The sequence below is a fragment of the Haloarcula sp. CBA1122 genome (genome assembly GCF_009741785.1).
GTDB classification, from domain to species: domain Archaea; phylum Halobacteriota; class Halobacteria; order Halobacteriales; family Haloarculaceae; genus Haloarcula; species Haloarcula hispanica.
In genome coordinates this window covers 21,071-38,280 of record NZ_WPCB01000025.1, presented here as the reverse complement: position 1 = coordinate 38,280, position 17,210 = coordinate 21,071, and the positions used below count along the sequence as shown (strand labels likewise).

Annotated in this window: 11 protein-coding genes and 5 pseudogenes; 10 read left to right on the top strand and 6 right to left on the bottom strand. The window is 60.1% G+C overall.

All coding sequences use genetic code 11. The features are described 5' to 3' along the window. Window positions 1-28 precede the first annotated feature (28 nt). Window positions 29-355, top strand: a complete 327-nt coding sequence (locus GJ630_RS20600; RefSeq protein WP_191449921.1) for a type II CAAX prenyl endopeptidase Rce1 family protein — start codon at window positions 29-31, stop codon at window positions 353-355. 307 nt (window positions 356-662) lie between these two features. Here GJ630_RS20600 and GJ630_RS20075 read toward each other — a convergent pair. Further along, a pseudogene (locus GJ630_RS20075) lies at window positions 663-1,131 on the bottom strand (hypothetical protein); the annotation flags it as partial. Window positions 1,132-1,241: 110 nt separating this feature from the next. Between GJ630_RS20075 and GJ630_RS20595 the strand changes: the two are divergent. Then, window positions 1,242-1,773 (top strand): annotated as a pseudogene (locus GJ630_RS20595) (hypothetical protein). Window positions 1,774-1,929: 156 nt separating this feature from the next. Then, window positions 1,930-2,610 (top strand): annotated as a pseudogene (locus tag GJ630_RS11460) (IS6 family transposase). Window positions 2,611-2,705: 95 nt separating this feature from the next. On the opposite strand, the pseudogene GJ630_RS11455 reads toward GJ630_RS11460, so the two are convergent. Continuing rightward, window positions 2,706-2,891, bottom strand: a pseudogene (locus tag GJ630_RS11455) (hypothetical protein); the annotation flags it as partial. A gap of 171 nt (window positions 2,892-3,062) precedes the next feature. Between GJ630_RS11455 and GJ630_RS11450 the strand changes: the two are divergent. Further along, window positions 3,063-3,890 carry a sulfite exporter TauE/SafE family protein gene (locus tag GJ630_RS11450; RefSeq protein WP_044952693.1) on the top strand — a complete coding sequence of 276 codons (828 nt, stop codon included), beginning with the start codon at window positions 3,063-3,065 and terminating at the stop codon, window positions 3,888-3,890. 1 nt (window position 3,891) lies between these two features. Beyond that, complete coding sequence (locus GJ630_RS11445) at window positions 3,892-6,327, top strand: heavy metal translocating P-type ATPase (protein WP_014030973.1); 2,436 nt, start codon at window positions 3,892-3,894, stop codon at window positions 6,325-6,327. Window positions 6,328-6,456: 129 nt separating this feature from the next. Here the strand turns inward: GJ630_RS11445 and GJ630_RS11440 are convergent, their stop codons facing one another. Beyond that, a complete protein-coding gene (locus GJ630_RS11440) occupies window positions 6,457-7,455 on the bottom strand; it encodes a cytochrome d ubiquinol oxidase subunit II (RefSeq protein WP_023842943.1) in 999 nt (332 codons plus the stop codon). Beyond that, the gene (locus GJ630_RS11435; RefSeq protein WP_146418147.1) at window positions 7,448-8,896 is read right to left on the bottom strand and encodes a cytochrome ubiquinol oxidase subunit I; all 1,449 of its coding nucleotides are present in this window, start codon (window positions 8,894-8,896) and stop codon (window positions 7,448-7,450) included. Before GJ630_RS11435 ends, GJ630_RS11440 begins: the two co-directional genes overlap by 8 nt. Before the next feature lie 381 nt (window positions 8,897-9,277). Between GJ630_RS11435 and GJ630_RS11430 the strand changes: the two are divergent. The 5 genes and pseudogenes from GJ630_RS11430 to GJ630_RS11410 all read left to right on the top strand — a co-directional run. After that, window positions 9,278-9,472, top strand: a pseudogene (locus GJ630_RS11430) (IS6 family transposase); the annotation flags it as partial. 103 nt (window positions 9,473-9,575) lie between these two features. After that, complete coding sequence (locus GJ630_RS11425) at window positions 9,576-10,418, top strand: phosphoenolpyruvate hydrolase family protein (protein WP_191449919.1); 843 nt, start codon at window positions 9,576-9,578, stop codon at window positions 10,416-10,418. Next, complete coding sequence (locus GJ630_RS11420) at window positions 10,411-10,836, top strand: cupin domain-containing protein (protein ID WP_014030968.1); 426 nt, start codon at window positions 10,411-10,413, stop codon at window positions 10,834-10,836. The genes GJ630_RS11425 and GJ630_RS11420 overlap by 8 nt, the downstream gene beginning before the upstream one ends. 2 nt (window positions 10,837-10,838) lie before the next feature. Further along, window positions 10,839-12,065: a Tm-1-like ATP-binding domain-containing protein gene (locus tag GJ630_RS11415; protein WP_151103982.1), complete on the top strand. Its 1,227-nt coding sequence runs from the start codon at window positions 10,839-10,841 to the stop codon at window positions 12,063-12,065. Between the two features lie 201 nt (window positions 12,066-12,266). Next, on the top strand, window positions 12,267-12,521 hold the full coding sequence (locus tag GJ630_RS11410; RefSeq protein ID WP_014030966.1) for a hypothetical protein: 255 nt from the start codon (window positions 12,267-12,269) through the stop codon (window positions 12,519-12,521). A 23-nt stretch (window positions 12,522-12,544) separates the two neighbouring features. Here GJ630_RS11410 and GJ630_RS11405 read toward each other — a convergent pair whose 3' ends face one another. Continuing rightward, on the bottom strand, window positions 12,545-12,862 hold the full coding sequence (locus tag GJ630_RS11405; RefSeq protein ID WP_050007318.1) for a hypothetical protein: 318 nt from the start codon (window positions 12,860-12,862) through the stop codon (window positions 12,545-12,547). Between the two features lie 21 nt (window positions 12,863-12,883). Further along, a complete protein-coding gene (locus GJ630_RS11400; RefSeq protein WP_191449918.1) occupies window positions 12,884-17,065 on the bottom strand; it encodes a hypothetical protein in 4,182 nt (1,393 codons plus the stop codon). Between the last annotated feature and the right edge of the window lie 145 nt (window positions 17,066-17,210).

Genomic DNA, 17,210 nt, shown 5'->3' with positions numbered 1-17,210 from the left:
ACCAGAGGGGCGATTCAGGGCGGGATCCGTGTTGAGAACGATAGGCTGCTACATCTGGTACCACAGGCGATTCGTCACGTTCGTCGCCGTGGGCGTCTACGAGGAGCTCCTATTTCGGGGATATCTCATCACCAACATCACAGAGGAACGTACGTGGTTCGAGCGGGTTCGGGGTACGGCTGCGGTCGGACTTGCCACGCTGTTTACGTCGGTCGTCTTCGGGGTGGCACATGCCGGGAACCCGAACGCAACGCTGGCAAGAAGCGTTCCCCCTCGTGGAAAGGAAAGAGGACGACATTATCAAACCGCTCATCAACTTCGAATAGTCCGCTGCCTCGTTTCTGACGTACTCTGAGGAAATACTATCTTTTTCCATAACGAAATAGAGTGAGGGCACCGTCGGGCAAGTATAAGTCTTTCAGGAGTGATAACTCAATAACGATGCCCGATCCGCCGACTATAGTAACAATTGAAACGATGTACACACTGATCGCACTGCCGTCGTGCGATCAGGTGTGCATTGATTTTCAATGGCTACTATAGCATGTTGGTAGTGTTCGGGCTGATAACCGTCCTGTGGTGCTGTTCGTAACCGAGCCGATACCACCGACATCACCGCAATCGGGATCGTGGCTGAACCTGTCACGTTCAGTGGAGATATGAATCTGTTCGTATTCGCAGCGACCAGCGCGTTCGGTCGCGTACCACACGGACACACCTGAGGGTTACTAACCAGTGCAGTTGCTCAAAGCTATCAGCAATCTTCCGGAAAGAGCGGCGGTGATCGTTCCGATAAAGTGCTGCTTGGGAGAGTACGCTCACCGCGAACTACCACTCATTTGGGGCAGTCAGGGTGTGTCGCAACGGTTTCTGTCCCACAAGAGTTGCACTGGTAGCAGTGGCGGTTGTCCTGGGTGACTTCTGGGGGCTCCAGATCAGGGATCACCTTGACGAATCGGTGAGCATCAGCCCCCGACTGTTGCTTACTGGACGATGTATTCGGGTTCTCGTATTTCCAAAGGCGTGTTTCTATTTCTTCTATCCGCTCGTATTTCTGGTTAAATTGGTCTTGTAATTGCCGATATTCTTGTACTTTTGCTTGCTTTCCTTCTCAAATCTTTCGATTTGCAGCTCAAACTGAAGCAACCGAGAGTACAAGCCGATTCGTGAGCGATACAATGGCGCTTTCTCTGTCCTGTGGACACTGCTCGCGAGCAGTCAACACTTGCACGGAGGTCTCAGTGACCGAAATCCAGCCCAAGGCAACGGCTGAGTACTGTCGGTTCTGTGGAGACAGGACAGCCGATATCTCCGGCGAGGCGTACACGTATGTCCGGTTGCCCGACGAAGTGGGGCGAGAAGACGGCGTGTTCTGGTTCACGATTTGCCGGGAGTGTACGCTTCAGGACCGCGACAACGTCGAGCAGGCCGCCTTCGCTCTTCCACGAGGCAGATCGAGACCATCTCGTCACCTGCGATGTCTGCGGGGCTGTTGGCTGCCAGTCTGCCAGTACTCGCCAGCCAGCAGCGGAGACGTATCGGCTCGCGAGCGTTATTTCTTAGTCGGTCACAATCAACGGCTTCGACGGGGCAACGCACTCTTGTAGTGAGTGCAGTCCTATCATCACGCTCGACTGTGTGAAACGCCCTGACCGGACATACGACGATGAAGTGCCGCGTCTCGTCGAGCCCCCTTTTGATGCAGTTGCGAAGACAGCAGGCGCTGCTCCGGCAGACAGTACACAGGTCGAGATCGGCGGGTGGATTGGGTAGCCGGCGGTAGTTCCACGAAACTGGTGGGTCTGCTCCGCTAATGAGCAGTACAGGGGAGCTACGAATCGTTTGATAGAGAAATCCAAATAACACCCCCAAAGGCACTGTCTAGTTGAGCGAGTTTGAGAAGCGAGGAGGTCGTAGCGAGAAGTGTCCATGCAACTCGCAGACCTCCTCAGAGGAACGTTAGATGAGGACAGCCAAGACGTTTTGGGAGAATGAGCGCACCCCGCACCCGTCCGCCGGTTTGGGGTGCGTCTCCATACTGCGGGGCTGTCGATCAGGAAGACGGTCGCTATCTGGGACTTGCTGGGTGTCGATCGCTCTCACGGGGCGGTCTGGAATTGGGTGCATACACTGGCTGAAGCACAGAGCGACCCCCCGACGGCGGAGCCGTCGCGGGTCGCGGTCGATGAGAAACAAATCGAGATCGATGGGGAGAAAAAGTGGTTGTACGCCGCTGTCGACACTGAACCAAAGTTACTTCTCGAAGTTGACGTGTTCAGCCGCTGCGGGACTGACCCCGCGGCGGCGTTCCTGCACCGGCTCACTCAGAAACACGATGTTGCCGAGACAGTGTTTCTCGTTGATGCTGGCGGCTATCTGACTGCCCTCTCGCGTCACGATTTGAGCGGTCGGCTCGACTATCGAATCCGGAACCACTTCGAAAAGTGGTTCCAGACTGTGACCGTGCGAATCGACCGCTTTCACTCCTTCTGGAGGGACAGTCAATCCAGCGCGAAACAGTGGCTACGACGCTTCAGACACCACTACAACCACGAACGACCCAACCAAGAACTCGACGGACGAACGCCAGCTGAGGTCGTCCAGAACTAGACAGTGCCCTTCTGGGTAGTTCGCATCCAGATTGAACAGTTATTCCAGCCAAGATTCCCTTGAATCTCATTTCGTATGCATTGAGACTGCAAGTCTCAACTACTGACAAACTTCCGTGGTTGAGACGGTCCGTTGCGTGACGACTCACCTGCTTGGGCGTCGATATACTCCTCGATGAACTCGCTGGACACGTCGCCCGCAATTGAGGCGAGGTGCGAGCGCGTCTACAGCGACGGCAATCCGAAGTCGAACTCATCACGGAGGTGGCGGGAGGAGTGGCCAAGTTGTCGGCTTCATCCCACGACTGAAGTCGTGGGTTTTCGCCTCACAATCACTGTAATTCCACGTTCTTGGATGTAGTTCTTAACGATCGAAGCCACGGCCTGAACCGAAACCCACTACACACGACGATTGGTACACCCTAATCTATGCTGGCCTTGCCAGCCTTGGATATGATATCAGCAGTTCTAGTACAGCTGAGTGAGATCAGCATCACAAGTGGCTACGGACTGGTCGTGTTTTTCATGATTGGCCTTTTCGGAGGTGCACACTGTCTTGGAATGTGCGGCCCGCTCGTTGCAACCTATGCCGAGCGTATGGAAACCCAGGACCGGTGGGCGAGCGCACTCACACTCTATGAGGTGCGTCAGCACACACTGTTCAACCTCGGCCGGACGGTGAGCTACGCCATCATCGGATGCGTCTTCGGAGCTGCCGGCGCGCTACTGTACGGAACCATCGGGCTCGCTGGATTTCTCCGGCCAGCTCAGGGTGTCGTCGGAATCTGCATTGGCGTAGCAATTATGGTTATGGGACTCACCCGGTTAGCCGGCTACCAACAAGGAGCCGTTGAAGGAGTTGTTGCCGGTACTGGGTTCGGCTCACTATTCGCGCGAACCTACACAGTCATTTCAAGACGGGTCGACCGCTGGGTCAACGGTATCGGCATTATCGGCCTCGGCGCGCTTCATGGGTTGTTGCCGTGTATGCTTCTCTATCCGGCATTCCTGTACGCGTTTGCCCAGGGCTCACCCGTATATGGCCTCCTCTCGCTCGGTGCGCTCGGGGTCGGGACGATCCCCAGTGTGTTTCTCTACGGAACGGTTATCCAATCAGTGAGCACCCGCCAGCGGCAGGTAGTCCATTACGGACTCGGTGTATTGTTCGTTGGGCTCGGATACATACTGGTAGCGATGGGACTTATGCGGTTTGGCGTCATGCTTCCGTTACCAGATATCCCGTACTATCAACCGATCGCCGAATCGGAGGCGGTTGCGTAATATGTCCACCTGTACACTCTGTGACCTCCCCGTCAAAGACCCGATTACCAACGATGACATTGACGGCGAGTTCTGCTGTCGAGGCTGTTTAGAGGTCGCACAGTTAGTTGACGACGGTGAGGATGTCGACCTTTCGATTGCGGCCGTCCGTGACCGTGTCGAGGCCGAGGAGACCAGGCCCGATGGCCCCGAGGGTGCCGAAACAGCCTACCTCTCGATTGACGGGATGCACTGTCAGACTTGCGAGGGATTCATTGAACTCCTTGCCGAAGAGGAGGAAGGCGTTCACGAGGCGCGTGCGAGTTACGCGACTGAAATGGCACAGGTGGTGTACGATCCTGACTGCATCGATCGAAACGCGATCGCTGCGGCACTCAGTCGACTGGGCTACCAAGCTCACGGTCCTGACGAAGAGAACGACTCACTACGTTCACGCGTCGAGTTCGGCAAATACCGTGCGGTGCTCGCGGCAGTTCTGATGATGCCTGTGTTGGTTCTCTACGTCCTGTTCATATACCCGGTGTATCTCGGCATCTATCCCGAGAGTTTCCTCTATGGGAGCACTGTCGAGGCGATGGTGTTCTGGCCACTAATTGTCTGGAGCACACTCATACTCGTCGGACTTGGATACCCGGTCTTCCGTGGGGCCTACGTGAGCCTGAGAGTCGGTCGCCCGAACATGGACGTGTTGATAGCTATCGCGGTACTTGCAGCGTATCTCTACTCGCTGGCAACCTACCTCACGGGCGGGCGTGACCCGTACTTCGACGTCGCAGTGATGGTGCTCGCGATCGTCACTATCGGCAATCATCTGGAGTCACAGGTCAAACACGCTGCACTCGGTAACCGTGCCGACCTCACGGATTCACGCGTCGATGAGGCCCGCCGACTCGACGACGACAGTGAGACCAGTGAAACCATCGAAATTGCGAAGTGTGAGCCTGGCGACCGGCTGTTAGTCAAACCCGGCGAGCGGATCCCGGTCGACGGCCAGATCGTCGACGGGACTGCCGCGATTGATGAGGCACTTATCACGGGTGAATCTCTCCCGCAACGAAAATCGGTCGGGGACAGTGTCCTCGGCGGGTCGATCCTTACTGACAATGCGATTATCGTTGAAGTTGGTCCCGAAAAAACTAGCACGATGGATCGCCTCGTCGAACTCCTCTGGAACGTCAAGAGTTCTGCCACGGGTGTGCAACATATTGTCAACCGCTTTGCGGTACTGTTCGTTCCATTCGTACTCGGACTTGCCGCGCTGACCGCCACCGGCTGGTTCGTCCTTGGTAACGACCCGAACACAGCTATAATGGCCGGGGTCGCCGTGCTAGTAGTCTCGTGCCCATGCTCGCTCGGCATCGCTACTCCGCTCGCTCTCGCAGCGGCCACCCGCGATGCCACCGACAATCGCATGCTCATTCTCAACGAGACAGTGCTTGAACGGATCGACGACTCTTCGGTCGTCGTATTCGACAAGACTGGGACGCTCACCACTGGGGAGATGGAGCTTGTGGACGTCGTTGGCGACGATCCCGACGAAGTGCTCGCGATGGCGGCCGCCGTCGAACGTCGGTCAAGCCACCCAATCGCCGCTGCCATTGACGAGGCTGCCCCGCCGACCACGCGATCGGTGTCGAGTTTCGAGAGCGCCGACCGTACCGTGTCAGCACTTGTCGACGATACTCGCGTCGTTTTGGGCCACCCGGGCTCATTCGATACTGACGAGTGGACAATCCCCACGGAAATCGAGGCAGCTGTCACGGACGCTTACGAGTCGGGTACTCATCCAACGGCGGTTGCTTGGGAGGGGGCCGTCAAAGGAGTCGTTACAGTCCAAGATACGCCCCGTGAGAGTTGGGAACGCGTGGTTTCCGAGACCGCGGCCGCGGATCGGGATATCGTCGTGCTGACTGGCGACGACGAGCGGATGACTGAGACGTTTGCAAACCATCCCGCAGTTGATCACGTCTTCGCAGGCGTGCGCCCCGAGTCGAAGGAAGTGATCGTCCAGGGACTCCGCGAGCGCGGGACGACGACAATGATCGGCGACGGAACGAACGACGCGCCCGCACTCGCTAGCGCCGACCTCGGGATCGCAGTCTCGAGCGGCACCGATCTGGCGATCGAGGCGGCCGATGCGGTAGTGCTTGACGACCGTCTCGACGCCGTTCCAGAGGTCTTCGAGTTGGCGAGTGAAACTCGAGGCCGGATCAAACAGAACCTCGTCTGGGCGGCCGGCTACAACGCGATTGCACTCCCATTGGCGATAACCGGTGTGATCACACCGTTGATCGCCGCCGTTATGATGGCGATCAGTAGCCTCATTGTCGTCTTTAACTCGAAACGTCGACTCCTTCCGGCGGACGGAGATTATTTGGCTGAGCCCGACTCTGGCGAACGCACCGAACAACTCGACGCTCCAGTCCAGTCGGACTGAGCGCTCGAACGCCAGGTATTGCCCCTGACACTCCGGCTGAAACTATTGCCGAATCTAGAAGCGGCGTGAGGTCAGAAGCAAGCCCAGAGGAGACTCACCTTGCTTACTGTAGCGGCGGTCTCGGCTTGGTCAAGGACCATAGGATTCGTCGACAACGGGTCCGCTGAAGACGCCATAGAGGAACTTGAAATACCAGAGCACGAGCAGTAGCACCGGCAGCCCCATCACGGTGACAAGGTTGAGCGCGAGTGGTGAGACGACGGCCTCTCGGACGGTCAGTCCGGTCGCAGGGTAGATAACTGGGTACAGCAGAAGCGCAACGAGGAGGCTCAACAGCGCGGGAAGAGTTAGCGCACTCACGAGCCATCGCCGATACTGCTCGCGGCGAGCGAAGCCTATCCCAGCCAGGCCTGAGAGGGCAGAGAGAGCGACTACCACAGCAATCGGGACAGAGAGAACGGCGTCAGCTGTGCCGCCGGCGTCTGTCACGACGACAGTCGTCAGAAGGATGGCGACACCACCGAGATATGATACCGTTCCGGCGATACCGTACCTGCGCAGGTCGGCGGCAAGGGAGGAGCCAGTCTTGGCCGAGATGAAAGCCGCGCCCGTGACGACTGATACCGTGGTCAGTCCGACACCTGTCAAGAGCGCCGGCACCGACAGCGTCGGAACATCGAAGATCCAGCGCCCGGCGAGGACGCCAAACAGCAGTGGTGCGAGCGTGCTGCCCCCGACGAAAGAAGCGTCACACATCCGTTGCCACCGATCGTCCTCGCATTGCTCGCGCAGTTCCGGTGCTATGCCCCGGAACAACAGCGCGAGAACAAACCCGATAACGAGCAGATAGTTGTCAGCGAGCAACCGAGAGTACACGCTCGGGAACGCGGCTAACAACATTGTTCCGAAGGCGACCAGCCACACCTCGTTGGCGTCCCAGACCGGCCCAAACACCGACAGGAGTGTCTCCCTGTCGTCTTCGTCGCTCCGAGTGGCGTACAGCATACCGATGCCGAAGTCGAATCCGTCGAGAACCACGTACATTGCCAGCGCGAACATGACGACGCCAAACCACACCTCTGGGAGCGCGTCAAGGAGGTAGCGATCCACGGAGAGCAACTCAGTCATCGCCACCCACCCACGGAATGCGTCCGTGTCCGGTTTCCTGCGACGGGGCAAGAACGCCGAGGTCCTGCAGTTCCTCTCTCACGAGCCACCGTAAGACGAGGAGAGCCGCGGCAATTAGCCCAACATACACGATGAGAAACACTGCCAGCGTCGCCATCGCTTCCCCGGCGGTCAGCGACTGCGAGACTGCATCACTGGTCTTCAATTCGCCCTGAATGACCCACGGCTGCCGACCGATCTCTGTGACGTACCAACCGGTGAGCAAGGCGGCGTACCCCAGTGGCGTCGCGGCCATCATCGCCTTCAGGAATCGGTCGCTGTCGGCGAGTTTGTCTCTGTATGTGAGGGACCCTCCCCACATTGCGAGACCGATGAAAAGGAAGCCGAGTCCGACCATAAACCGGAACGACCAGAACACCAGCGCCACCGGGGGGTTGTGTTCGTACTCGTTCAACCCGAGTACCTCAGCGTCAGGGTCACCGCCGGTGGCGAGGTAGGAACCGAGGCCAGGTAGACTGACGGTGTAGAGGTTTTCCGCGTGTGGGTCGGTCAGCGCACTGAGATCTTTCGGAAACGCGAGTAGGTGAAGGTCGGCCTGTCCAGTCTCGTAGTGGGCCTCCATAGCGGCGAACTTCTGGGGCTGGGTGTCCGCGACGTGGCGACCGTAGGCATCACCGTGAACGGCCTGCAGTGGTGCTGTAACCAGCAATAACAGGACCGCGATCTTTAGAGAGGCTTGCCAGGCCGTCGAGTCGTGGGTCTTCCAGACCAAGTACGCCGAGACACCACCGACCAGCAATGCGACAGAGATGACGGAGGCGTTGACCATGTGGACGTACATCCACGGGAGTCGCGGCGTGAGAAAGGCAGCTACCGGGTCGGTCAGCCTGGCGACCCGCATTCCGTTCTGGGTTATCATATCATAGCCTTGAGGTGTCTGCATCCAGGCGTTGACCACTAGAATCCAGAACGCCGACAGCCATGCACCGATCCCGACCAGCACCGACGAGAGGACATACGTTCGGTCGCTCACCCGCTCACGTCCGAAAAGCAAGATGCCGAGGAAGACGGCTTCGAGGAAAAACGCCATCTTCGCCTCAAAGGCCAGCGGACCACCGATCAATTCGCCAGCGATTGTCGCAAACCGCGGGAAGTTTGTCCCAAACTGGAAGCTCATGGGGATGCCTGTTACCGTACCCATCACGAAGCCGACTGCGAAGACCGTCACCCAGAAAGAGCGCAACCGACTGAACCGTTCATCGTCGGTCCAGACGTCTTTCCAGGTGAAATAGATGATGAACGGTGCCAGCCCGACCGAGAGCGCGGCAAAGAGGATGTGAACAGTAATCGTCCAGCCAAATTGTGCACGACTCGCGAGTTCTGGGGAGAGGAAAATCAGCCATTCCGCGTTGACAGCACTGTACGTTTCGAGTGGGAGCACACCATGATCTATCCTCTCGACAGTAATACCGGACTAGCATGGTTTTCACTTTCGAGTACCGTACTACAGTGTTTGATGTTATCGGAGTCGTAGTTCTTTAGCAGTCGGAACCGCGGGTTAGTGGCACACATCGAAATATCGCCGGTAACAGGATTGAAACTATAGTAGCCATTGAAAATCAATACACACCTGATCGCACGACGGCAGTGCGATCAGGTGTGTAACTCGTTTCAATCGTTACTATAGCTGTACTGATCGATCAACTACTGTCGCGCCTCCACTTCCGTAGCGAAATAGCTGTCTGTGATATTTTTATGGACAGCGGAGTCCGTCGTGTTTAGTTGAGCGTGAAAAGTGATGCAGACTGATTTCTTGGTACCTATGCCAGAAATCAGCCGCCTCAGTGGGCATAGCGACTGGATTGAGTTGGGTTTTGAGGAACGCGAGCGGACACCCGAGTCGGCGATGGCGTTGGGCATTCAATCGCACGTTGTGGCATTGTCACTGTCGAATACCATCGAAGTACTCGAAGATCTGGGTGTCCAACGCAGTCGCAGAGCCATCCACGATTGGGTTTGACGATGGTTTCTATGCCCAGAAGTAATATTATGTGTCGTGGTAACTCCTCGTAATCATCAAAAAATTAATTACTATATTATGAAATGGTTCTATCTGACGTATGGAATTCACACGGCAGGAGTCTCTTGATCGACTTCAGGAAACAGTATCGGGCGGCGATCCGATCATCGGCGCAGGTGCAGGGACCGGTATCTCGGCGAAGTTCGCCGAGCGCGGTGGCGTCGATCTACTGATCATCTACAATTCCGGTCGCTATCGGATGAACGGTCGGGGGTCGCTGGCTGGCCTCCTTCCTTACGGTGACGCCAACGAGATCGTCGTCGAGATGGGCCACGAAGTGCTTCCAGTCGTCGAGGACACGCCAGTTCTCGCCGGCGTCAACGGGACCGACCCGTTCCGACAGATGGATGTGTTCATCGAGAGCCTGAAACGACGTGGGTTCTCGGGCGTCCAGAACTTCCCGACGGTGGGTCTCATCGACGAGGACAGCGGGTTCAGACAGAATCTCGAGGAAACGGGGATGGGCTACGACAAGGAAGTCGACATGATCCAAGAAGCGGCCGAGCAAGGAATGCTCACCTGCCCATACGTCTTCAGCGAGGAGCAGGCTCGCGAGATGGCCGAGGCCGGAGCGGACGTGGTCGTCTCACATATGGGACTGACTACATCTGGGGATATTGGTGCCGAGACGGCACTAGATCTCGATGCCGCAGCCGAGCGCGTTCAAGCTCATCACGACGCCGCAAAAGAGGTAAACCAGGACGTACTGGTGATCTGTCACGGCGGCCCGATCGCATGGCCCGACGATGCCCAGTACGTACTGGAACACACCGAGGGTGTCGTCGGATTCTTCGGTGCGTCGAGCATCGAACGCCTCCCAACTGAGGAGGCAATCGAAGCACAGGCCCGCGAATTCAAGGAGATTAGTCTCGAAGATGACTGATAGCGAATACTTCATCACTCCTGATGACGTCGAAAGTCAGCTCTTCGATTGGGGCGTCCTGAAGTGGCTGAGCACGCCTGACGTGACGGGTGGCGAGCGCTTCAGCGCTGGCGTCGTCAAACTCGAACCCGGAAAGGGCCATGAGCGCCACTCGCACCCTGACAGCGACGAGATCCTCTTCGTCATCCAGGGCGAGGGTGAACAAGAGGTCGCCGATCAGACACGCGATATCTCGGCCGGCGAGATGGTGTTCGTTCCTGAAGGCGTCGAACACGGAACCGTCAACACCAGCTGGGAACCGTTGTTACTGCTCGCGGTCTACGCACCACCGGGTCCTGAAGAGGTACTCCGGGATCTTCCTGAGTGTGAGATCGTCCCGCCGGGCGAACTGCCGACACCCGAGAACGTGGAGGAGTGAGTATGGCCGTCACAATCGTTGGGACCCTCGATACGAAAGGCGAAGAGATAGGTTTCGCTCGAGATGTCCTTCGCGCGCAAGGCGTTGACGTACACATCATCGACACGGGCGTGGTGGACGACCCGGAAATCGATCCGGACACTGCTGCGAGTGCGGTCGCCGAAGCGGGCGGCACCACGCTGGGGCACCTCCGGGACGATGCTGACCGCGGTGAGGCGATCGAAGCGATGGGCAAGGGCGCAGCGGCGATCGTCCAGCAGCTACACGATGCTGGCGACCTCGACGGTGTGCTCGGACTCGGCGGCTCGGGCAACACCTCGATCGCGACCACGGCGATGCGGGCGCTGCCGGTTGGTGTCCCGAAAGTGATGGTCTCGACGATGGCCTCCGGCGACATTGAACCGTATGTCGGTGCCACTGACGTGATGATGTTGTATTCGGTGGCTGATATTGAGGGACTCAACCAACTCTCCCGGAGGGTGATTGCTAATGCTGCCCTCGCGATGGTCGGGATGGTCACGAACCAGCCAGACATCGAAGTTGAAGACCGCCCCACTATCGGGATCTCGATGTTCGGTGTCACCACACAGTGCGTCCAGACGGCTCGGGAGTATCTCGAAGAACGAGGCTACGAGACGATCATCTTCCATGCGACTGGGACCGGTGGGAAGGCGATGGAGGACCTCGTGAGACAAGGCGTCATCGACGGTGTGTTGGACGTGACGACGACGGAGTGGGCCGACGAGCTTGTAGGGGGTGTGCTGGCTGCTGGCCCCGATAGGCTGGACGCCGCCGCGGAGACGGGCACGCCACAGGTCGTCTCGACGGGCGCGCTGGACATGGTCAACTTCGGGCCACGAGACTCCGTCCCAGAGGAGTTCGAGGGGCGGGACTTCCACATCCACAACCCACAGGTAACGCTGATGCGGACAACGGCCGAGGAGAACGCTGAGCTGGGCGAGGTCATCGCGAAGAAGCTCTCGGCAGCGAACGGACCAACTGCCCTATACATTCCACTTGGAGGTGTTTCGATGCTCGACGTCGAGGGAGAGGATTTCCATGATCCCGACGCCGACACAGCCCTGTTCGAGGCACTCAAAACAAATCTGGCTGAATCGGTCGAATTGGTCGAGATGGAGACCGACATCAATGACGAAACGTTCGCCCGGGCACTGGCCGAACAGCTTGACGCGTATATGCGGGCGGTAGATCTCGCTCCGGAGGGGTGATTACTGCTTCGTAGGAATCTCCGACACCGGACTGGTACGCCTGCTCCCAGCGTTGGTCACCGTCGGACCGTCAGTCATCGCGCACCGCCGCGAGCAGTCACGTCGGATTCGAGGAGAGACATACCGATACGGGGGACGAACGGCCGCAAAAGGCTTCGCCCTGTCGGAACTGTTTAGCCCGCGTTGCTCCTCGACCGACCAATGCGAGTCCTCGATCGGCAGCCTTACTCCTACGTCCTACTGGCCCGCGACGGCGAGTGGATTCTCACCTTCCTCCTCGGCGGACCGGTAGAGCGCGATGTCTCCGTGCGCTTGACGCCCGCGGAGGTCACTGCAATCGAAGACGGCGAGTCCTCGGCCACGGACTTGGTCGAGACCGTCCGCACCGACCTCTCAGCGTACGATGACAGACGGATCAGGCCGACAGTCTGGCCAGGGAAAACGGACGACGAATGAGCATAGCGGTCCCGCCAGTTTCGTCAGTGCTCTTCCGTTGCGAACGTGGCGTGTCGGTTCAGCGTCCGGACGAAGTCCGCCTCGTCGATAGCAGTCAGCGACTCGTGTCTGGATAGTTCCTCGCGGAGCCAGTCACCGGCGCAGGCGTCGACGAACTCGGCCCACTCGTCGAGGCGGAAGTCCTCGAAGTCGTAGACGGCACCGCCGAGACCGTGCCCTTTTCCCTGAAAGAGTCGGATCTCACGGTCGTCGAAGGACAGTCCGAGTTCCTTGGGCCACTCGGAACTGTGGTTGCTGTCGGGAGTGTGCTCCGGACTCGAGAGGACGTAGTAGGTTGCCATACGGTGGATTCTGCCAGTGGGTCACTCCGAGTAGTCCCCGGTTGGACGGTCGCCGCCGAAGACGGCCGCTTCGAGGGTCTCGCCCCCGGTCGCCCGGAGTGCCCGACCGAGCAAGTGGGTACAGTCTGCCTGTGCTCGGGGATTACCCGTCGGGAGCCTGTCGACGGCCCGCGAGAAGGTTCGTACCACGGCATCGTCGGCCCGGAATACGTTCTCCTCACTCGCACGCTCGACGGACTGAGACACGGCCTCGACACACGCCTCGACCTCGGCGGCTAGTTGGCTCTGGGTCGTTCCCGCGACTACGACGTCGGCGTAGACTCCTTCGAGAAACGTCGCCGGGTCCTCGACGTGGCTCTCCAAGGCGAACGCCCGGAGGGCGGCATCGAGACGCCGACGCCACGCTGGCGTCTCGGCTTCGACTGCGTCGACGTACGCACGGGTGTAGACTCCCGCAACGAAACCGGCGGGATCGTCGGGGAGTTCCCGCGTCGCAGTTGCTTCCATCCGCTCCGAGCAGACGGCCAGCCACGCCTCGGTGTTGTCGTGGTCGGCATTCGTCCGACCGACTTCGGCGAAAGCCGCCGCATACACCCGTTCGAGGATGCTCGCCCGCGCCATCCCGACCCACGCGAAGTCAGTTCGCTGTTCGGCGGCGACGACTTCGGTCACGCCGAAGCGAACTTCCGCAGGGTCGGCCTCGACTGCCAGCGCCAGTGCGGTCCCGAAGACCGAAGCGACGTAGTGTACGGGATGCAGTGGGTACTCCGTCGCCGTTGCAGTGGTTTCGATCTGGGAGAGTACCGACTCCACCAGGCGATCGTGCGTTCGCCCGCCGGCGTCAGTCCGAGTCAGCACTGCCAGGAGAACGGCCGCGTCCGCTTCCGCGAACGCGTCGAACCACTCCGTCTTGCTCGGTCCCTCGATCCCTTCTCGCGCTCCGCGGAACGCCCGGACGAGCGACCCAAGCCACTCTCCGGCCAGGTTCGCCCCACCCTCTGCGGCCCACCCTGTAGCTGCGTCGCCGTAGACCGAACGCAGGAACGCGACCGGCTCCGAGACTAGGTCACCCGTGGCTGCCAGGTCCTCAATGCGCTCTGTCATGCTGTCGAACCACATACTCTCGCTGTGTGGCGAAATCCCGTCGGCAGGCTCGGTGTCGTATCCCCGGACCTGCGTCGAGAGCGCCCCACGGTAGACCGCCCGAAGGTACGGCTCGACCACTGCTGTTGGTGCATCGCCCACTACTCCGCGGGTCACGGTCGCGTCGTAGCGGTCGATCCAGTCCGCGAACCCTGGCGAATCCGGGAGTCTGAGGGTTCCTTTGCCGTAGGGGCCCGACTTGGCCACGTCTCCCTGTTCCACGATGGCTAGGGTCGCGAGCGCGCCGGCGTGGAGTGACGCACGGCACTCCCACTCGTCGTCGGGGACCTCCGAGTCAGCGATCGTATCGACCAGCCGGTGACACTTCTCGAACAGTCGCTCGGCACGGTCGAGGTCGCGGTAGTGAACGACGTGCCAGATTGCCCAGCTGTACGTGTCGACCACGAAGGATTCGGGGTGATCGACGAACGACGACTCGGCCGTGCTCCGACAGAGTTGCTCGCCGGTCGCCACCAGCCACGGCCCGAATCGGTCCGCCGGACAGTTGTGGTCGAACACCCAGAAGCCGATTGCGCTCACGGACGCGACGTGTAACAGCTCGGCCCGGTTCTCGTCGTGCTGGAGCGATGTGGCCACGTCTCTCGCAGCAGCGTCGACCGCGTCAATCCAGACGGGGAGGTCGTCGGTCGGCATCTCCACACTCCCGAGGGCCCCGAGCATCGATCCGAACACGTTGCCGAGGAGGACGGACGCGTGACCGTCCTCGTGCTCGGACGCTGTCTGGTCGACGAGCGCGACCACCGGTGCGAGCACCGCCTCGGCACTCGCCGACTCCTCGGCTCGTTCTACGAGCCGTCCGACAGTCTTCCCGTAGATCCGACAGAGCGGATACAGGCCGGGTTCGGGATCGATGGCGTTCCCGTCCACCATCTCATGGAGCAGATGGTCGACCGTCGCGAGTGCCCCCTGATTCGGCTCTCCTCCGGCTTCTGGTCGGGCAAGCGTCGACAGGGCCGTCGTGACGGCGGTCACGATAGGTTCGACGTCGCCACCGACCGAGTCCCGACCGTGGGGAGTCGCGGTCTCGTTGGTCAGTGCCAGCGCACGAACTGCAATGGCCTCGACCCACGCGTCGGCTGTCGGGTGCTCGCTCGCCACAGTCGCCATAGCAGTGCCCGCGACCGTTCCCCGGTACCTGATCGCCGCGTCCGTGTCACAGCGGTTCCCTGCGACGTCTCCGACGAGGTCGTCGACCAAGAGCAGCCACTCCCGTGCGGCGCTCGGCTGGGCGGTCCGTGCGACGACAGCGACGGCCTCGGCAACGACCTGCCCGACGAAGGCCGCATCGAGAGCACTGTCGGGCATGCCAGCGATCGCTGCCAGCGTACTCTGGCCCGCGACCGAATCGACCGCGAGTGACCGACGGGAAGGAGTTCGATTTTCGGGCCACTCCAGCGCGGACAGCAGATCCTCGGCGACCGCCTCTGGCGTCCGATCGGCCGTCAGGTCAGCGTCTCCAAGGTCGAACTCGATACGGTCGCACCAGGCCTCGACGTCGTCACAGCCAGTCCGGTCGGCGAGGGCGTCCAGATGCTCCCGTCGGTCGTTATCACAGAGCAGCACTGCACCGGAACAGACCCCTGCCTCGACCCAGTCAGCGAGCGCCCGAACGCCAGCGTCGCTCACGATCCGTGCTGGCTCGGCCCCGTACGTCGCGACTACGACTGCGTTGGGCGTGGCGTCGATTCCCACCCTGCTGTGGTTTGGCTGACGGAGGTCAGAGAGTCTGACCGTCGCTCCCCGCATCGTAAGTGCCGTCGCAACGCTCGCTGTGAGCCGTCGCTTCCCGCTGGCTTTCGGTCCCGAGAGGAGCACGAGCCCGCCATCGAGTGCGTCGACGACCTCGTCGACGCCGACCCCAGCAACGTCCCCGTCGGCTGCAGAGTTCTTGTCCGAGTTCGGGAACTCTCGGTCCGCCGCAGCCGCGTCTAACGCTGTTAGTCCGTTCCAGTGCCAGGAACCGACGAGGGGATCGGTTCCGTACTCGTCGGGCTCCATCGCGGCGGCGTCCAGCGACGACCCGATTGCTCGCATGGCTGTCAGAGCTGCATCGATTGGGGCACTCGCGTCGGCGATGGCTGTCTCCGTTTCGGACTGAGCCGTCAGGCGCTGACTGATCCTCGCTCGCATCGGTTCGGACCCGAACACCCGAAGCCGCTCGACCGTCCCCGGCGGGAGATCGACGGCGATTTCGAGGGATTCGGCAGCCCCGGCCAGCGGCCGATGTCGAACGAACGGTTCGAGCCACTCCGTGTCGTCATCAGCCAGCGACCTCGCGACGAGAGCGAGTGCGGTGGCGACCGCAGGTGACATTTCGACCGAGCTACAACTGCCATCCACGGCACAGGAATAAAGGGACGCGATGAGGTCGAGGGCGCCCTCGTCAAACGGTTCGACCGTGATGTCGCGGTCGGTAACCACCGCCCTGACATCGGGACCGGCCAGAACCGTTTCGGACCCATACTGCGAGAGCGAGAGGAAGGCTGCGGGCGTGACTGTCTCCTCGACGGTCCCGATCTGTTGCTGAAGCCGCTCGTCCTCGAAGTCATAGCCTGGATAGGTGACGCGTTCGACGAGGGACGTGCGCTCCCCGTCACCCAGTTCTGGTGGACGTCGCTGGCTGGTGAGTTCGCGGATTTCGGTGATTGCATCGTGGCTCTCTGCGGGGGGCGTCCGAACCACGAGCACGGAATCGACTCGGTCATGGAACGCAACGGGCGCGAGGTGACCGTGTCGGCAGAGCCAGTCGAGGCTCCGTGGCCGCGTCACGATTACTGCACCCCCGGAACGATCGAACAGGACATTCAGCCTGTCCCGGTCGTCACCGAGGTGCAAAACCGCCGAGACAAAATCGTCGACGACCACGAGTTCGTCGTCGTCGATAGCTGTTGTTTCTGCGAGCCGCTCGACGGATGGACCGACCCGCCGCAGGTGATGTGACTTTCCGACACTGGGTGCCCCGAGGACGAGTGTAACCTCACACGGGTCGACCGCGTCGCACAATTCGCTAGGCGTGACTTCTCGAACCGTTCCTTCCATGTAATTCCCCACGACCGACCCCGCCGACGACCGCGTCTGGATGGCAGACCCTGCCGAGTATATCTGTTCAGTACGCTTGCTGGAGAATATAACTGTTTGCTGTTGGGACAGATATCCCCGAAGCCGATCCAGCCACCACTCCCCC

What these genes read in the sequence shown, in the direction of transcription:
- GJ630_RS11400 (WP_191449918.1), bottom strand. Translation starts at nt 17,065, where the DNA reads ATGGAAGGAACGGTTCGAGAAGTCACGCCTAGCGAATTGTGCGACGCG.
- GJ630_RS11450 (WP_044952693.1), top strand. Translation starts at nt 3,063, where the DNA reads ATGATATCAGCAGTTCTAGTACAGCTGAGTGAGATCAGCATCACAAGT.
- GJ630_RS11440 (WP_023842943.1), bottom strand. Translation starts at nt 7,455, where the DNA reads ATGACTGAGTTGCTCTCCGTGGATCGCTACCTCCTTGACGCGCTCCCA.
- GJ630_RS11445 (WP_014030973.1), top strand. Translation starts at nt 3,892, where the DNA reads ATGTCCACCTGTACACTCTGTGACCTCCCCGTCAAAGACCCGATTACC.
- GJ630_RS11415 (WP_151103982.1), top strand. Translation starts at nt 10,839, where the DNA reads ATGGCCGTCACAATCGTTGGGACCCTCGATACGAAAGGCGAAGAGATA.
- GJ630_RS11405 (WP_050007318.1), bottom strand. Translation starts at nt 12,862, where the DNA reads ATGGCAACCTACTACGTCCTCTCGAGTCCGGAGCACACTCCCGACAGC.
- GJ630_RS11420 (WP_014030968.1), top strand. Translation starts at nt 10,411, where the DNA reads ATGACTGATAGCGAATACTTCATCACTCCTGATGACGTCGAAAGTCAG.
- GJ630_RS11410 (WP_014030966.1), top strand. Translation starts at nt 12,267, where the DNA reads ATGCGAGTCCTCGATCGGCAGCCTTACTCCTACGTCCTACTGGCCCGC.
- GJ630_RS11425 (WP_191449919.1), top strand. Translation starts at nt 9,576, where the DNA reads ATGGAATTCACACGGCAGGAGTCTCTTGATCGACTTCAGGAAACAGTA.